Source organism: Pseudomonas imperatae, assembly GCF_057128625.1.
Genome location: NZ_JBSKHP010000003.1, coordinates 259,321 through 275,988 on the forward strand (window position 1 = coordinate 259,321; position 16,668 = coordinate 275,988).

The 16,668-nt window shown below is 64.6% G+C and carries 14 protein-coding genes; 11 read left to right on the forward strand and 3 right to left on the reverse strand.

The genetic code is table 11. The annotated features are described in order from the left end of the window. Nucleotides 1-57: 57 nt before the first annotated feature. The 10 genes from ACWKWX_RS05805 to ACWKWX_RS05850 all read left to right on the forward strand — a co-directional run bounded on the left by ACWKWX_RS05805 (nt 58) and on the right by ACWKWX_RS05850 (nt 12,875). Nucleotides 58-2,277, forward strand: a complete 2,220-nt coding sequence (locus ACWKWX_RS05805) for a primosomal protein N' (protein ID WP_483827208.1) — start codon at nt 58-60, stop codon at nt 2,275-2,277. A 179-nt stretch (nt 2,278-2,456) separates the two neighbouring features. Further along, a complete protein-coding gene (gene argS / locus ACWKWX_RS05810) occupies nt 2,457-4,193 on the forward strand; it encodes an arginine--tRNA ligase (RefSeq protein WP_483827209.1) in 1,737 nt (578 codons plus the stop codon). Between the two features lies 1 nt (nt 4,194). Continuing rightward, complete coding sequence (locus tag ACWKWX_RS05815; protein ID WP_416422050.1) at nt 4,195-4,884, forward strand: SPOR domain-containing protein; 690 nt, start codon at nt 4,195-4,197, stop codon at nt 4,882-4,884. A gap of 154 nt (nt 4,885-5,038) precedes the next feature. Beyond that, entirely contained in the window at nt 5,039-5,569 is a 531-nt protein-coding gene (hslV, locus tag ACWKWX_RS05820) for an ATP-dependent protease subunit HslV (RefSeq protein WP_008368013.1), read from the forward strand. Nucleotides 5,570-5,643: 74 nt separating this feature from the next. Next, the gene (gene hslU / locus ACWKWX_RS05825) at nt 5,644-6,981 is read left to right on the forward strand and encodes an ATP-dependent protease ATPase subunit HslU (RefSeq protein WP_416422049.1); all 1,338 of its coding nucleotides are present in this window, start codon (nt 5,644-5,646) and stop codon (nt 6,979-6,981) included. A 123-nt stretch (nt 6,982-7,104) separates the two neighbouring features. Then, nucleotides 7,105-7,482: a gamma-butyrobetaine hydroxylase family protein gene (locus ACWKWX_RS05830; protein WP_483827210.1), complete on the forward strand. Its 378-nt coding sequence runs from the start codon at nt 7,105-7,107 to the stop codon at nt 7,480-7,482. Between the two features lie 342 nt (nt 7,483-7,824). Beyond that, complete coding sequence (gene phaC, locus ACWKWX_RS05835; RefSeq protein ID WP_416422047.1) at nt 7,825-9,504, forward strand: class II poly(R)-hydroxyalkanoic acid synthase; 1,680 nt, start codon at nt 7,825-7,827, stop codon at nt 9,502-9,504. Nucleotides 9,505-9,572: 68 nt separating this feature from the next. After that, a complete protein-coding gene (phaZ, locus tag ACWKWX_RS05840) occupies nt 9,573-10,430 on the forward strand; it encodes a poly(3-hydroxyalkanoate) depolymerase (RefSeq protein WP_416422046.1) in 858 nt (285 codons plus the stop codon). Nucleotides 10,431-10,547: 117 nt separating this feature from the next. Beyond that, on the forward strand, nt 10,548-12,230 hold the full coding sequence (gene phaC / locus ACWKWX_RS05845) for a class II poly(R)-hydroxyalkanoic acid synthase (RefSeq protein ID WP_416422045.1): 1,683 nt from the start codon (nt 10,548-10,550) through the stop codon (nt 12,228-12,230). A 30-nt stretch (nt 12,231-12,260) separates the two neighbouring features. Then, a complete protein-coding gene (locus tag ACWKWX_RS05850; RefSeq protein WP_416422044.1) occupies nt 12,261-12,875 on the forward strand; it encodes a TetR/AcrR family transcriptional regulator in 615 nt (204 codons plus the stop codon). 151 nt (nt 12,876-13,026) lie between these two features. Here ACWKWX_RS05850 and ACWKWX_RS05855 read toward each other — a convergent pair whose 3' ends face one another. Both ACWKWX_RS05855 and ACWKWX_RS05860 read right to left on the reverse strand, forming a co-directional pair. Continuing rightward, entirely contained in the window at nt 13,027-13,800 is a 774-nt protein-coding gene (locus ACWKWX_RS05855; RefSeq protein ID WP_483827211.1) for a phasin family protein, read from the reverse strand. A gap of 10 nt (nt 13,801-13,810) precedes the next feature. Then, nucleotides 13,811-14,248, reverse strand: a complete 438-nt coding sequence (locus ACWKWX_RS05860) for a phasin family protein (RefSeq protein ID WP_416422042.1) — start codon at nt 14,246-14,248, stop codon at nt 13,811-13,813. 225 nt (nt 14,249-14,473) lie between these two features. On the opposite strand from ACWKWX_RS05860, the gene cptA reads away from it, so the two are divergent. Next, nucleotides 14,474-16,207 (forward strand): phosphoethanolamine transferase CptA, encoded by a 1,734-nt coding sequence (gene cptA / locus ACWKWX_RS05865; RefSeq protein ID WP_416422041.1) that lies wholly within the window; start codon nt 14,474-14,476, stop codon nt 16,205-16,207. A gap of 85 nt (nt 16,208-16,292) precedes the next feature. Here cptA and ACWKWX_RS05870 read toward each other — a convergent pair whose 3' ends face one another. After that, nucleotides 16,293-16,571 (reverse strand): polyhydroxyalkanoic acid system family protein, encoded by a 279-nt coding sequence (locus tag ACWKWX_RS05870; RefSeq protein WP_416422040.1) that lies wholly within the window; start codon nt 16,569-16,571, stop codon nt 16,293-16,295. Between the last annotated feature and the right edge of the window lie 97 nt (nt 16,572-16,668).

Sequence of the window (16,668 nt, forward strand, 5' to 3'; positions counted from 1 at the left end):
TGTCGTCTGGTAGGCTGCGCCCCTGCAATCAGCCCCTACTTCAGAGAGCCCCCACGCGTGCCCGACGTCATTCTGCGCCTCGCCCTGCCCTCGCCGCTGCGACGCCTGTTCGACTACCGGGCGCCAGCCGGCATGCCAGCCAGCGCGTTCACCCCGGGCATGCGCCTGCGCGTGCCGTTCGGGCGCCGGGAGATGATCGGTATCCTGATCGAGGTGGCCGACAGCAGCGACGTGCCGGCCGACAAACTCAAGCCGGCGGTGGCCCTGCTGGACCCGGTCAGCCCGCTACCACCGGCGCTGTTCAAGCTGTGCCTGTGGACCGCGCAATATTATCAGCACAGCCTGGGCGACACCCTCAGCTGGGCCCTGCCGGTGCTGCTGCGCCAGGGCGAGCCCGCCGAGGCGCGCCAGGAGCGCTTCTGGCTGGCCGCGCCCAACGCGCGCCAGGACGACCCGCGCATCAAGAACGCCCCTCGCCAGCGCGAGGCCCTGGCCACCCTGGCCCAGCACCCCCACGGTGTGCCGCACCAGCTGTTGAGCAAGCTGGGCCTGAACAAGGGCAGCCTGGACCTGCTGCTGGAAAAAGAGCTGGTACAGGTGGAAGTGCGCCGGCATGCCCCCGGGGTGCGCCACGAACACTGGCTGGCGCAGCCCGAGCTGCCGCTCAACCCCGAACAGCGCGCGGCGTTCGAGGCGGTGCGCGCCGGCTTCGACAGTTTCCATGCCTTCCTGCTGGCCGGGGTCACCGGCAGCGGCAAGACCGAGGTCTACCTGCAGCTGATCCGCGAGACCCTGGAGGCCGGCAAGCAGGCGCTGGTGCTGATCCCCGAGATCAACCTGGGGCCGCAGACCCTGGCGCGCTTCGAACAGCGCTTCAACGCGCGCATCGCCCTGCTGCATTCGGCGGTCAACGACCGCGAGCGCCTGGACGCCTGGCTGGCAGCGCGCGACGGCGAGGCCGACATTATTATCGGCACCCGCTCGGCGCTGTTCACGCCCATGAAGCACCCCGGCCTGATCATCATCGACGAAGAGCACGACGGCTCCTATAAACAGCAGGAAGGCCTGCGCTACCACGCCCGCGACCTGGCGCTGGTGCGCGCGCGCCAGGAGAACATCCCGATCCTGCTGGGCTCGGCCACGCCGTCGCTGGAAAGCCTGCACAACGCCTACACCGGCCGCTACGGCCTGCTGAAGCTGGAACACCGCGCCGGCGGCGCCAAGCAGCCCAGGTTCCTGCGCCTGGACGTGAAAAGCCGGCCGCTGGACAGCGGCATCAGCGGCCCTATGCAGCAGGCCATTGGCCAGACCCTGGCGGCCGGCCAGCAGGTACTGGTGTTCCTCAACCGCCGCGGCTTCGCGCCGACGCTGCTGTGCCACGACTGCGGCTGGATGTCGGAGTGCCCGCGCTGCGACGCGCGCACCACCGTGCACCAGCGCTACGGCGAGCTGCGTTGCCACCATTGCGGCCACGTGGAGCGCGTGCCCCGCCACTGCCCCAAGTGCAACACCGTGGACCTGCGGCCAGTGGGCGCCGGCACCGAGCGCGCCGAGGAACGCCTGAGCATCCTGTTCCCCGACTACCCGGTGCTGCGCGTGGACCGCGACAGCACCTCGCGCAAGGACGCGATGAACCAGCTGTTCGCCACCATCCAGAAGGGCCAGCCGTGCATCCTGGTGGGCACACAGATGCTGGCCAAGGGACATCACTTCCCGCGAGTCACCCTGGTGTCGATCCTGGATGCCGATGGCGGCCTGTTTTCCGGCGACTTCCGCGCCAGCGAGCGCATGGCCCAGCTGATCGTGCAGGTGGCGGGCCGTGCGGGCCGCGCCGAAGAGCCCGGCCGGGTGATCATCCAGACCCACCTGGCCGACCACCCGCTGCTGGTGCAACTCACCGAACAGGGCTACTTCGCCTTCGCCGAACAGGCCTTGAGCGAACGCCGCGCCGCCGGCCTGCCGCCCTTCGCCCACCTGGCGCTGCTGCGCGCCGAGGCGCACAAGCCGGGCCAGGCCGAAGCGTTCCTGGATGAAGCCTGCAGCGAGGCCGAACGCCTGCGGGAACAAATGCAGCTGGCAGGCATCGAACTGCTCGGCCCGGTGCCTGCCCCCATGGAGCGCCGCGCCGGCCGCTTCCGCGCGCAGTTGCTGTTGCAGGCCAGCGCCCGGGCGCCGCTGCACCGCCTGATCGCCAGCTGGCTGCTGGTGCTCGAGCAGATGCCCAGCGGCCGCCAGGTGCGCTGGTCGCTGGATGTCGACCCGGTGGACCTGTATTAAAGACCGTGGGAGCTGGCTTGCCAGCGAGTTTTTCAATAGGCCCAAAAGCTCGCTGGCAAGCCAGCTCCCACAACTTGCACTAAACAAGGTTGGCAAGCCAACCTTGGCACCGGATAATATCCAGTTTTTCCACCCGCGCTTCCAGGCGCCGCCCGCCCATGCGGTCGAACGAGAAGACCATGAAAGACACCATTCGCCAGCTGATTCAACAAGCCCTCACCCAACTCGTCACGGAAGGTGTGTTGCCTGAAGGGCTGACGCCAGCGATCCAGGTGGAAAACGCCCGCGACAAGAAGAACGGCGACTTCGCCAGCAACATCGCCATGATGCTGGCCAAGCCGGCCGGCCTGAAACCGCGCGACCTGGCCGAGAAACTGATCGCCGCCCTGCCTGCCGACGCGCAGATCAGCAAGGTCGAGATCGCCGGCCCCGGCTTCCTGAACTTCTTCCAGAACACCCAGGCCCTGGCTGCCCGCCTGGACGCCGCCCTGGCCGACGCCCAGCTGGGCGTGCGCAAGGCCGGCGCCACCCAGCGCGTGGTGGTCGACCTGTCGGCCCCCAACCTGGCCAAGGAAATGCACGTCGGCCACCTGCGTTCCACCATCATCGGTGACGGCGTGGCCCGCGTGCTGGAATTCCTCGGCGACACCGTGATCCGCCAGAACCACGTGGGCGACTGGGGCACCCAGTTCGGCATGCTGATGGCGTACCTGCAGGAAAACCCGATCACCAGCGACGAGCTGTCGGACCTGGAGAACTTCTACCGCGCCGCCAAGCAACGCTTCGACGAGTCCGAAGAGTTCGCCGACCGTGCCCGCGGCCTGGTGGTCAAGCTGCAGGCCGGCGACCCGGACTGCCTGGCCCTGTGGACCAAGTTCAAGGACATCTCGCTCTCGCACTGCCAGAAGATCTACGAGCTGCTGAACGTCAAGCTGACCATGGCCGACGTGATGGGCGAAAGCGCCTATAACGACGACCTGATCAACGTGGTCAACGACCTCAAGGCCGCCGGCCTGCTGGTCGAAAGCAACGGCGCCCAGTGCGTGTTCCTCGACGAGTTCAAGAACGCCGAGGGCGAGCCGCTGCCGGTGATCATCGTCAAGGCTGATGGCGGCTACCTGTACGCCACCACTGACCTGGCCGCCGTGCGCTACCGCAGCGGCAAGCTGGCCGCCGACCGCGCCCTGTACTTCGTCGACCAGCGCCAGGCCCTGCACTTCCAGCAAGTGTTCGCCGTGGCCCGCAAGGCCGGCTTCGTCACCCACCCGATGGACATGGAGCACATGGGCTTCGGCACCATGAACGGCGCCGACGGCCGCCCGTTCAAGACCCGTGACGGCGGCACCGTGAAGCTGATCGACCTGCTGACCGAAGCCCAGGAACGCGCCTACGCGCTGGTGAAGGAAAAGAACCCGGAACTGGCCGAGGACGAGCTGCGCAACATCGCCAAGGTGGTGGGCATCGACTCGGTGAAGTACGCCGACCTGTCCAAGCACCGCACCAGCGACTACAGCTTCAACTTCGACCTGATGCTGAACTTCGAAGGCAACACCGCGCCGTACCTGCTGTACGCCTACACCCGTACCGCCGGCGTGTTCCGCAAGCTGGGCAAGAACTTCGCCGACGTCGAAGGCGAGATCGTGCTGGAGGCGCCGCAGGAGCACGAACTGGCCGCCAAGCTGGCGCAGTTCGGCGAAGTGCTGAACAACGTCGCCGAGAAAGGCACCCCGCACGTGCTGTGCACCTACCTGTACGACGTCGCCGGGCTGTTCTCCAGCTTCTACGAGAACTGCCCGGTGCTGGCCGCCGACACCCCGGCCCAGCAACAAAGCCGCCTGCGCCTGGCCGCCCTGACCGGTCGCACCCTCAAGCAAGGCCTGGAGCTGCTGGGCCTGGAAACTCTGGAGCGCATGTAAGTTGGTTGCCAAGAAAAAACCTGCTCCCAAGCGTGGCGCCAGCCGAAATTCCGCTCCAGCGAAAAAGCCGATCCCGGGTTGGGTATGGATGGCGGTCGGCCTCACGGTCGGCGCCTTCATCGTCTTCCTGATGAAGCTGGAGCCGGGGCATGACGACGTCAAGCGGGTGAAACCCGAGCAGGCCAAGGCCGACAAGATCGCCGAGGCCAACAAGACGCCGCCAAGCCCGCAGGCGCCGGTGAAGCCCAAGTACGACTTCTACACCCTGCTGCCCGAGTCGGAAGTGATCGTGCCGCCTGAAGCCGTGCCGGAGAAAACCCCGCCGGTGCCGGCGCAACCACCGGTCACCCCGGCGGAAGCGGCGAAGATCGACACCGCGCGCGCCCAGGCGGCGCTGTCGGGGCAGACGCCACCGCCAGCACCGGCGGTGATCAAGCCGGCAGCCACCACGCAGTTCTTCCTGCAGGCCGGCTCGTTCCGCAAGCAGTCCGATGCGGACCGCGTGCGCGCGCAGATCATCCTGCTGGGCCAGGCGGTGGCGGTTGAATCGGGCACCGTGAAGGACGAGACCTGGTACCGGGTGCTGGTCGGCCCGTTCAGCAACCGCGAACAGCTGACCGTGGCGCAGAAGCAGCTGTCGGGCAGCGGTTTCAGCAACTTGTTGTTACAACAACGCCAGACCCGCCAGTAAGCCCTTCGGACGCGGCCCTGTAGCAGCGGCCGCAGGCCGCGTCCCCAGCCCCCTGCAATAACACCGCTCATCCCCCAAGGTTGAAATAGCCAACCGCACCCCCATATGAGTTTCCATCAGGGCATTTTCGCCCCGCTGCGTGGAGACTCTCCCCTTGACCACCATCGTTTCAGTTCGTCGCCACGGCAAAGTCGTCATGGGCGGCGACGGCCAGGTTTCCCTCGGTAATACCGTGATGAAAGGCAACGCCAAGAAAGTGCGTCGCCTGTACCACGGCCAGGTAATCGCCGGTTTTGCCGGTGCCACCGCCGACGCCTTCACGCTGTTCGAGCGTTTTGAAGGCCAACTGGAGAAACACCAGGGCCACCTCGTGCGCGCCGCCGTCGAGCTGGCCAAGGAATGGCGCACCGACCGTTCCCTGAGCCGCCTGGAAGCCATGCTTGCCGTGGCCAACAAGGACGCCTCCTTGATCATTACCGGCAACGGCGACGTCGTCGAACCCGAGGACGGCCTGATCGCCATGGGTTCGGGTGGCGCGTTCGCACAAGCCGCTGCCCGCGCGCTGCTGATGAAAACCGACTTGTCGGCCCGCGAAATCGCCGAGACCGCACTGGGTATCGCCGGCGACATCTGCGTGTTCACCAACCACAACCTGACCATCGAGGAGCAGGACCTCGCGGAGTAACAAGTTGTTCTGGCGCCCGGCTGCGGCCGGGCCTTCCCACGCTTGTCAGCACCGCTAGAGGACCGCCACATATCATGTCCATGACCCCCCGCGAGATCGTCCACGAACTCAACCGCCACATCATCGGCCAGGACGATGCCAAGCGCGCCGTCGCCATCGCCCTGCGCAACCGCTGGCGCCGCATGCAGCTGCCGGCCGAGCTGCGCGTTGAAGTGACGCCCAAGAACATCCTGATGATCGGCCCTACCGGCGTGGGCAAGACCGAGATCGCGCGCCGCCTGGCCAAGCTGGCCAACGCACCGTTCATCAAGGTCGAAGCCACCAAGTTCACCGAAGTGGGCTACGTGGGCCGCGACGTCGAGTCGATCATCCGTGACCTGGCCGACGCCGCCCTGAAGCTGCTGCGCGAGCAGGAGATCACCCGCGTGCAGCACCGCGCCGAAGACGCCGCCGAAGAGCGCATCCTCGACGCCCTGCTGCCGCCGGCACGCATGGGCTTCAACGAAGACCAGACCCACAGCACCGACTCCAACACCCGCCAGCTGTTCCGCAAGCGCCTGCGCGAAGGCCAGCTGGATGACAAGGAAATCGAGATCGAAGTGGCCGAAGCCATGGGCGTCGACATTTCCGCGCCACCGGGCATGGAAGAGATGACCAACCAGCTGCAGAACCTGTTCGCCAACATGGGCAAGGGCAAGAAGAAAGCCCGCAAGCTCAAGGTGAAGGAAGCCCTGAAGCTGGTGCGCGAGGAAGAAGCCGGTCGCCTGGTGAACGAGGAAGAGCTCAAGGCCAAGGCCCTGGAAGCAGTCGAGCAACACGGCATCGTGTTCATCGACGAGATCGACAAGGTGGCCAAGCGCGGCAACGTCGGCGGCGCCGATGTGTCCCGTGAAGGCGTGCAGCGCGACCTGCTGCCGCTGATCGAAGGCTGCACCGTGAACACCAAGCTGGGCATGGTCAAGACCGACCACATCCTGTTCATCGCCAGCGGCGCCTTCCACCTGAGCAAGCCAAGCGACCTGGTGCCCGAGCTGCAAGGCCGCCTGCCGATCCGCGTGGAACTCAAGGCCCTGACCCCGGAAGACTTCGAGCGCATCCTGCAAGAGCCGCACGCCTCGCTGACCGAGCAGTACCGCGAGCTGCTGAAGACCGAAGGCCTGAACATCGAGTTCGCGCCCGAGGGCATCAAGCGCCTGGCCGAGATCGCCTTCCAGGTCAACGAGAAGACCGAGAACATCGGTGCCCGCCGCCTGCACACGCTGCTCGAACGCCTGCTGGAAGAAGTGTCCTTCAGCGCTGGCGACCTGGCCAGCGCCCACGACGAGACGCCGATCCGCATCGACGCCGAGTACGTGAACAGCCACCTGGGCGAATTGGCCCAGAACGAAGACCTGTCTCGGTATATCCTGTAAGGCAAGACCTGCCCGTAGCACCTGTGCTGTGGGAGCTGGCTTGCCAGCGAGCTTTTAGAAGCGAAAAGCTCGCTGGCAAGCCAGCTCCCACAAGGGCGACCTGAACTTCAGAGCCCTGTATCGATGACCAAGCTCCCCACCGCCATCAACCTGCACAAAGCCTCGAAGACCTTGAGCCTCACCTACGGCCCTGGCGAGGTGTACCACCTGCCCGCCGAATTCCTGCGCGTGCACTCTCCCTCCGCCGAGGTCCAGGGCCACGGCAAACCCATCCTGCAGTTCGGCAAGCTGGGCGTTGGCCTGTCCAAAATAGAGCCGGCCGGCCAGTACGCACTAAAATTGACCTTCGACGACGGCCACGACAGCGGCCTGTTCACCTGGGACTACCTCTACCAGCTGTCGATTCGCCAGGAGCAACTGTGGGCGGATTACCTCGACGAGCTGCAAAAAGCCGGCAAGACCCGCGACCCCGCATTGTCGGTAGTCAAACTGATGCTCTAGCCCGCGGCTCGGATTTTCTAGAGAGCATTTTCTAATTCTATTTGCTTGAATGCCTTGGCAGCGGTCCTACAACGGTCGCTTGCGATTTCGTACAAAGTCGGGTAACCAATGGAAGTGGCAAGTTCCCTGCATCACTCAGGGCACTGGTCGGGTTCGGACGTTGCGAGAGAAGGTAGCCTTCCGCAGGCGCAGGATTGCCAGCAAGACTCCGCGATGCATTGCCCGGCCAGTCGTTACACAACTGTTCGCTATCACTGGTCACCCGGGCAGTAGTACTGGCTCGCGGCTGCGCTGTCGGCACAGTCCCACCAGTACTCGTCTCAGGACAACGGAGCGTCGTAGATGAGTAACAAGAACAACGATGAACTGAAGTACCAGGCCTCGGAAAATACTCTGGGCCTGAACCCTGTCATCGGCTTGCGCGGCAAGGATCTGCTCAGCTCTGCGCGCATGATTTTGCGGCAGGCTCTCAAGCAGCCGCTGCACAGTGCCAAGCACGTGGCCCATTTTGGCATCGAACTGAAGAACGTGATCTTCGGCAAATCCAGCCTGGTGCCGGAAAACGATGACCGTCGTTTCGGTGACCCGGCCTGGAGCCAGAACCCCCTGTACCGCCGCTACCTGCAGACCTACCTGGCGTGGCGCAAGGAGCTTCACGACTGGGCTGGCGAGAGCAACCTCTCGGCCCAGGACATCGCCCGCGCGCACTTCGTCATCAACCTGATGACCGAGGCCATGGCGCCCACCAACACTATGGCCAACCCGGCAGCGGTGAAGCGCTTCTTCGAGACCGGCGGCAAGAGCCTGCTCGACGGCCTGTCGCACCTGGCCAAGGACCTGGTGAACAACGGCGGCATGCCCAGCCAGGTCAACATGGACGCGTTCGAGGTGGGCAAGAACCTGGGCACCAGCGAGGGCGCGGTGATCTACCGCAACGACGTGCTGGAGCTGATCCAGTACAGCCCCATCACCGAGCAGACCCTGGAACGGCCGCTGCTGGTGGTACCGCCGCAGATCAACAAGTTCTACGTGTTCGACCTCAGCCCCGAGAAGAGCCTGGCGCGCTTCTGCCTGCGCAGCAACGTGCAGACCTTCATCATCAGCTGGCGCAACCCTACCAAGGCGCAGCGCGAGTGGGGCCTGTCGACCTACATCGACGCCCTCAAGGAAGCGGTGGACGTGGTGCTGGCCGTCACCGGCAGCAAGGACTTGAACATGCTCGGCGCCTGCTCGGGCGGCATCACCTGCACCGCGCTGCTGGGCCACTACGCCGCCTTGGGCGAGCGCAAGGTGAACGCCCTGACCCTGCTGGTGAGCGTGCTCGACACCACCCTGGACACTCAGGTGGCGCTGTTCGTCGACGAGCAGACCCTGGAGGCGGCCAAGCGCCACTCCTACCAATCGGGCGTGCTGGAAGGCAAGGACATGGCGAAGATCTTCGCCTGGATGCGCCCCAACGACCTGATCTGGAACTACTGGGTCAACAACTACCTGATGGGCAACGAGCCGCCGGTGTTCGACATCCTGTTCTGGAACAACGACACCACGCGCCTGCCGGCCGCCTTCCACGGCGACCTGATCGAAATGTTCAAGAACAACCCGCTGACCCGCGCCAACGCCCTGGAAGTCTGCGGCACCGCCATCGACCTGAAGCAGGTGGACAGCGATATTTTCTGCCTGGCGGGCACCAACGATCACATCACGCCATGGACTTCGTGCTACAAATCAGCACAACTGTTTGGCGGCAAGGTGGAGTTCGTGCTGTCGAGCAGCGGTCATATCCAAAGCATTCTCAACCCGCCGGGCAACCCCAAGGCGCGGTTCATGACCAATAGCGAGCTGACGTCCACCCCCGTGCAGTGGCAGGAGGATTCGACCAAGCACACCGATTCCTGGTGGTTGTACTGGGCAGCCTGGTTGACCGAACGTTCAGGGGAACTGAAAAAGGCGCCACTCAAGCTGGGCAACAAGGCGTACCCGGCCGGGGAGGCTTCACCCGGGACTTACGTGCACGAGCGCTGAGGCGCCAGGCCCGTCCGAGAACCGCCACGACAATTGGCGTGGCGGCACAACCTTATAGGGCTTGATGCATGCAGGAACAGTACATCTTCCGGACCGTGGATCTGGATGGCCAGGCCATCCGCACCGCGGTAAGGCCAGGCAAGCCGCATTTGACCCCACTGCTGATTTTCAACGGCATCGGCGCCAACCTGGAGCTGGTATTCCCCTTCGTGCAGGCGCTGGACCCTGACCTGGAAGTGATTGCGTTCGACGTGCCCGGGGTCGGTGGCTCCTCCACGCCCAGCTACCCCTACCGGTTCCCGGGGCTGGCACGCCTGACCGCGCGCATGCTCGACTACCTGGACTACGGCCAGGTGAACGCCATTGGCGTGTCGTGGGGCGGCGCGCTGGCCCAGCAGTTCGCCTACGACTACCCCGAGCGCTGCAAGAAACTGGTGCTGGCGGCCACGGCGGCCGGCGCGGTGATGGTGCCGGGCAAGCCCAAGGTGCTGTGGATGATGGCCAGCCCGCGGCGCTACATCCAGCCCTCGCACGTGGTGCGCATTGCCCCGGAGATCTACGGCGGCGCGTTCCGCCGCGACCCGGACCTGGCCATGAACCACGCCGCCAAGGTGCGTTCCTCGGGCAAGCTGGGCTACTACTGGCAGCTGTTCGCCGGGCTGGGCTGGACCAGCATCCACTGGCTGCACAAGATCCACCAGCCGACCCTGGTGCTGGCCGGCGACGATGACCCGCTGATCCCGCTGATCAATATGCGCCTGCTGGCCTGGCGCATTCCCAACGCCCAACTACACATAATCGACGACGGCCACCTGTTCCTGATTACCCGGGCGGAAGCCGTCGCGCCGATCATCATGAAGTTTCTCCAGGAAGAGCGCCAACGCGCGGTGATGCACCCGCAACCGGCGCCATTTCGCGGCCCCTGAGGGGCCGCTGGTTGTCGCGTGCGTGGCCGGAGTGCTGCCAACGCGATCAACGCAAGCGTGCTGCACGGCGCTTGCACCCATGTGTTGGTAGAAGGCCCGACGAAGGAGTGTTGACGCATGAAAGAGAAACCAGCCAAGGGGCACACGCCCATCGCTGCCACCTTTATGAACGCCCAGAGCGCGATCACCGGGCTGCGGGGTCGTGACCTGGTTTCGACCCTGCGCAGCGTAGGCCGCCACAGCCTGCTGCACCCGGTGCTCACTGCCCGCCATGCCCTGCGCCTGGGCAGCCAGCTGAGCCGGGTACTGATGGGCGACACGCTGCACCAGCCCAACCCCAAGGACAGCCGCTTCAGCGACCCCACCTGGAGCCTCAACCCCTTCTACCGCCGCGGGCTACAGGCCTACCTCAGCTGGCAGAAGGAGGTGAAGGCCTGGATCGACGAAAGCGGCCTGCCCGAGGACGACCGCGTGCGCGCGCACTTCGTCTTCGCGCTGATCAACGACGCCATGTCGCCCACCAACTCGCTGCTCAACCCGCTGGCGCTCAAGGAGCTGTTCAATTCGGGCGGCACCAGCGTGATCAAGGGCATCGGCCACCTGCTCGACGACCTGCGCCACAACGACGGCCTGCCCCGCCAGGTCAGCCGCGAGGCGTTCGAGGTGGGCAAGAGCGTGGCCACCACGCCCGGCGCGGTGGTGTTTCGCAACGAACTGCTGGAGCTGATCCAGTACAAGCCCATGAGCGAGAAGCAGTACGCCAAGCCGCTGCTGATCGTGCCGCCGCAGATCAACAAGTACTACGTGTTTGACCTCAGCCCCACCAACAGCTTCGTCCAGTACGCGCTGAAGAACGGCCTGCAGGTGTTCACCATCAGTTGGCGCAACCCCGATGCCCGCCATCGGGAGTGGGGGCTGTCCACCTACGTCGAGGCGCTGGAGGAAGCAGTGAACGTCTGCCGCTCCATCACCGCCTCGCGCGACGTGAACCTGATCGGCGCCTGCGCCGGCGGCCTGACCATGGCGGCCCTGCAAGGCGTGCTGCAGGCCAAGCGCCAGGGCCGCCGCGTGGCCAGCGCCACGTACCTTGTGAGCCTGCTGGACAGCCAGATCGAAAGCCCGGCGGCGCTGTTCATCGACGAGCAGGCGCTGGAAGCGGCCAAGCGCCGCTCCTACCAGCACGGCGTGCTGGACGGCCGCGACATGGCCCGGGTGTTCGCCTGGATGCGCCCCAATGACCTGATCTGGAATTACTTCGTCAACAACTACCTGCTGGGCAAGACCCCGCCGCCGTTCGACATCCTCTACTGGAACAACGACACCACGCGCCTGCCCGCCGCGCTGCACGGCGACCTGCTGGACTTCTTCAAGCACAACCCGCTCAGCCACTCCGGCGGCCTGGAGGTGTGCGGCACGGCCATCGACCTGTCCAAGGTCACCGTGGACAGCTTCAGCGTGGCCGGCATCAACGACCACATCACCCCGTGGGACGCGGTCTACCGCTCCACCCTGCTGCTGGGCGGCGAGCGCCGTTTCATCCTGTCCAACAGCGGCCACGTGCAAAGCATCCTCAACCCGCCGGGCAACCCCAAGGCCAACTACGTGGAAAACACCCGCCTGAGCAGCGACCCGCGGGCCTGGTACTACGACGCCAAGCACGTCGAAGGCAGCTGGTGGCCGGAATGGCTGAGCTGGATTCAAGCGCGCTCGGGCACCCAGCGCGAGACCCAGATGGCCCTCGGCAGCGCCACCTACCCGACTCTGGACGCCGCGCCAGGTACCTATGTGCTGGTGCGCTGACTTTTTGCTCAAGGACTGACAAGAAACCGGATGAAAACCCGCGACCGTATCCTGGCGTGTGCCCTGCAGCTGTTCAACCAGCAGGGCGAACCCAATGTCTCGACCATGGAGATCGCCAATGAAATGGGGATCAGCCCCGGCAACCTCTACTACCACTTCCACGGCAAGGAGCCGTTGATACTGGGGCTGTTCGAGCGTTTCGAAGATGAGCTGACGCCGCTGCTGGACCCACCCGAACACGTGGAACTCAGCGCCGAGGACTACTGGCTGTTCCTGCACCTGATCGTGGAGCGCATGGCCCAGTACCGCTTCCTGTTCCAGGACCTGTCCAACCTGGCCGGGCGCCTGCCCAAGCTGGCGCGCGGCGTGCGCAGCCTGCTCAACGGCATCAAGCGCACCCTGGCCTCGCTGCTGGCCAGCCTGAAAGCCCAGGGCCAGGTCACCAGCGACACCCAGGCCCTGGGGCAACTGGTGGAGCAGATCACCCTGACCCTGGTGTTTTCCCTGGACTACCAGCGCATCCTGGGCCGCGACGGCGAGGTGGGCGTGGTGGTGTACCAGATCATGATGCTGGTGGCCCCGCACTTGCACCCCGAGCCCCGGCACGCCGCCGAACGCATCGCCCTGCGCTACTTGGAGGGCTGACGCGGCATCCTGTGGGAGCTGGCTTGCCAGCGAGTTGTTGGGGCCATAAAAGCTCGCTGGCAAGCCAGCTCCCACAAGACAGTTGCTGCTACGGAGGCAAATAAAAACGCCCGGCCTTTGCGGGGCCGGGCGTTTGGTCAGCCTGAGGTTATCAGGACTGCGGGGCGCTTGCCGGGGCCGACGCGCTGCTTGGCGCTGGCGCGGACGGGGCGGCGGCGCTGTTGGCGGTGGACGCCGGGGCAGCGCTGGCGGCCGGAGCGGCCGGCTTGGCGGCTGCCGGTTTTTTCACCGCAGGCTTTTTCGCCGCCGGCTTGGCAGCAGGCTTGGCGGCGGCCTTGGCGGCAGCGACTGGCTTGGCGGCTGCCTTGGTGGCGGTCTTGGCCGCTGCTGCGGTTTTCGCCGCAACCGGCTTGGCCACCGCCTTGGTGGCGGCCTTGGCGGTGGAAGCGGCCTTGGCCAGCGGTTTGGCCGCAGGCTTGGCAGCTGCGGTGCGGCTGGAGATCGGCGTCACCGACTGCCCGGTGAGCTTCTCGATCTGCTTGGTCAGGGTATCGACCTTGCTGTGCAGCTGCTTCACTTCCAGGCGGCTAGGCACGCCCAGGCGCGAAATGGCGCTGTTCAGGCGCTTGTCGAACGCTTCTTCCAGCTCGCTCCACTTGCCCAGTGCGCGCTCTTTCACATCACCCACCCGTGACTTGGCGGTCTTGGCGGTGGACTTCACCGAGTCCACGCCCTTGTCGACTTCTTCCTTGGCCTGTTGCTCGGCTTTTTCGCCGTCCTTGACCAGGTTCTCGAAAAGCTTACTGCCGTCATTGCTGATCTTCGAGTAAGCGCCCAAACCAGCCAGCCAGATCTGACGCGAGTATTTTTCTACTTCGCCGACCCAGGAGCTGCCTTCTTTCTCAACCTTCTTCTTGCCAGCCATCCTGCTCTCCTTAATGTTTGCGCTCGACACGTTGAAGCAATGCCGTCAGCTCATCGAGCTTAGCAGAGAGTGTCTCAACGTCATGCCGGGACGGGATGCCGATGCGGTTCAAGGCACTGGCTACCCGGGAATCAAATGCGCTTTCGATGCGATCGAGCTGCAGCTCGACCTTGCCCTTCACGGACTTGAGCTCGGCCTTCACCTCGCCCTTCACTTCGGCGATCTCGGTGTTGGCGGCCTTGATCTCGGCGTCGATCTTTTTCTTGCCGGTCTTTTCCACGTCTTCACCGGTCTTGATCAGCTCCTTGATGTAGCTGACGCCTTCCTTGCCGGCCTTGGCGTAGGCACCGATACCGGCCAGCCAGATCTTGCGGGCGTAGGAACGAACCTCACCGGCGGCGTGTTCCGCCGGAACCTGGACCTTCTTCTTCAGGATCGCTTTTGCCATGGTGCACCTCATGCTTGTAAAGAGGGAGGATTGCCCACCCGACCACAGGGCATAGGCACACCTTAATGACAAAAATTAGAATGCTCACCCTAAGCACCAAAATCCGTTTGTCACGAAATATTCAGGGTTTTGACAAAAAACTCACATATGACGTCGTAGCATGCGTGTCGTTTTTGATTTCGGGCAGCTGACTCCGGCGCCTGATCGCCGAGAGTTGGAACCCACATGACCACCGCATCCCCCGCAGTTGCCCGCCGCGCCCGCACCGATTGGGCAGGACTGGGCTGGCTTTTCCTGTTCTTCTGGTACTTCTCGGGCGTGACCCAGGCGCTGATCCTGGCCGCCGGCACCACCGGTTTCCAGGGCTTCCGTGACGCCTTCTTCCTCAGCGCCCTGTGGCTGATCCCGGTGCTGCTGTTCCCTTCGCGCACCAAGGTGATCGCCGCGGTCATCGGCATCGTGCTGTTCCTGTGCTCGCTGGGCAGCCTGTTCTACTTCCTGGTGTACCACCAGGAGTTCTCCCAGAGCGTGATCTTCATCATGTTCGAGTCCAACAACGCTGAAGCCGGCGAGTACCTGGGCCAGTACTTCCAGTGGTGGATGGTGCCGACCTTCCTGCTCTACGCGGCGGTGCCGGTGTTCATCTGGACCCGCCTGCGCCCGGTGCGCATCAGCACCACCAAGGCCATCGCGGTGAGCCTGGCGCTGATCCTGGGCCTGGTGGTGTGGCCGCTGGTGAAGGCGGTGAAGAAGAAAGGCGGCTTCGAGAACGGCATGGAAAACTTCCAGGGCCGCATGGAGCCTGCGGTGCCGTGGCAGCTGGTGATCGGCTACAACAACTACCTCAAGCAGCTGGACGGCATGCAGGACATGCTGGCGCTGGACGCGAAGATCCCGCCGCTGACCAACCTCAAGGACACGGCTGCCGGCCAGCCGTCCACCCTGGTGCTGGTGATTGGCGAGTCGACCAACCGCGGCCACATGAGCCTGTACGGCTATGGCCGTGACACCAACCCCGAATTGAGCAAGATGCGCGACCAGCTGAGCATCTTCAACGACGTGGTCACCCCGCGCCCCTACACCATCGAGGCGCTGCAGCAGGTGCTGACCTTCGCCGACGAAGAGCACCCGGACCTGTTCCTGAAGACGCCGTCCATCGTCAAGATGATGAAGCAGGCGGGCTACAAGACCTTCTGGATCACCAACCAGCAGACCCTGACCAAGCGCAACACCATGCTCACCACCTTCTCTGCGCAGGCGGACGAGCAGTCGTACATGAACAACAACCGCAACCAGAACGCCCGCCAGTACGACGGCGACGTGATCGAGCCGTTCACCAAGGCCCTGGCCGACAGCGCACCGCGCAAGCTGATCGTGATCCACCTGCTGGGCACCCACGTCAGCTACCAGTACCGCTTCCCGCCAGAGTTCGACAAGTTCAAGGACAACGTCGGCGTGCCGCCGTCGATCACCGGCGAACGCCTGCAGACCTACAACGACTACGACAACGCAGTGCTGTACAACGACTTCGTGGTGTCGAGCCTGATCAAGAACTACCAGGCCGCCGACCCGAACGGCTTCCTGCTGTACCTGTCCGACCACGGCGAAGACGTGTACGACTCGGGCGACCACACCAACCTGGGCCGCAACGAAGGCAACCCGACCTCGGCCATGTACACCATTCCGTTCATGGTCTACGCCTCGCCGAAATGGAAGGCTGACCACGCGTGGGGCTTCCAGGGCGACGCCAACCGGCCGTACAGCACCCAGAACCTGATCCACACGTGGGCAGACCTGGCGGGCCTGAGCTTCAACGAATGGGACCCGACCAAGAGCATCGTCAACGACAAGTTCGTGGCGCGCCCGCGCCTGATCGGCGACCCGTACAACCCCAAGACCTTGCGTGACTACGCCACCATCGCGCCCAAGGCCGACGGCACCGCCGTAGTCCAGAAGTAACCAAAACCCCCGTAGCAGCGGCCGCAAGGCCGCGTCACAGGCACCGCGCAAGCCGCTGACGCCGCCTGGCGGCAGCGGCTACGAGTCAGCTGACCAGCGCTTTATCCAGTGCCTTCTCGATCTCGCCCTTGATCGACGAGCCCATGATCGACAGCATCATGCCCAGCTTCAGGTCCACGCGGATGGTGTCCTCACCGATGCGGATGGTACCGCTGGCGCCGCTGCGCTTGACCTCTACCACATCCCCGTCCCACCGGGCCTGCAGGTCATATTCCCTGGCCAGCTTGTCCACCAGCACCTCGGCTTTCTGCCGGGCCGCATCGCGCCCAAGGCCATGTTTGCGCTCAACGCTGATTTGCGTCATCCAACCAGTCCCGCTCAAGTGATAATGCTGGCTATAGTAGCGCGGTTGCGCTTCCAAGCCATCTGCGACCAGCCTTGCCAAGACAAAGCCGGCCATG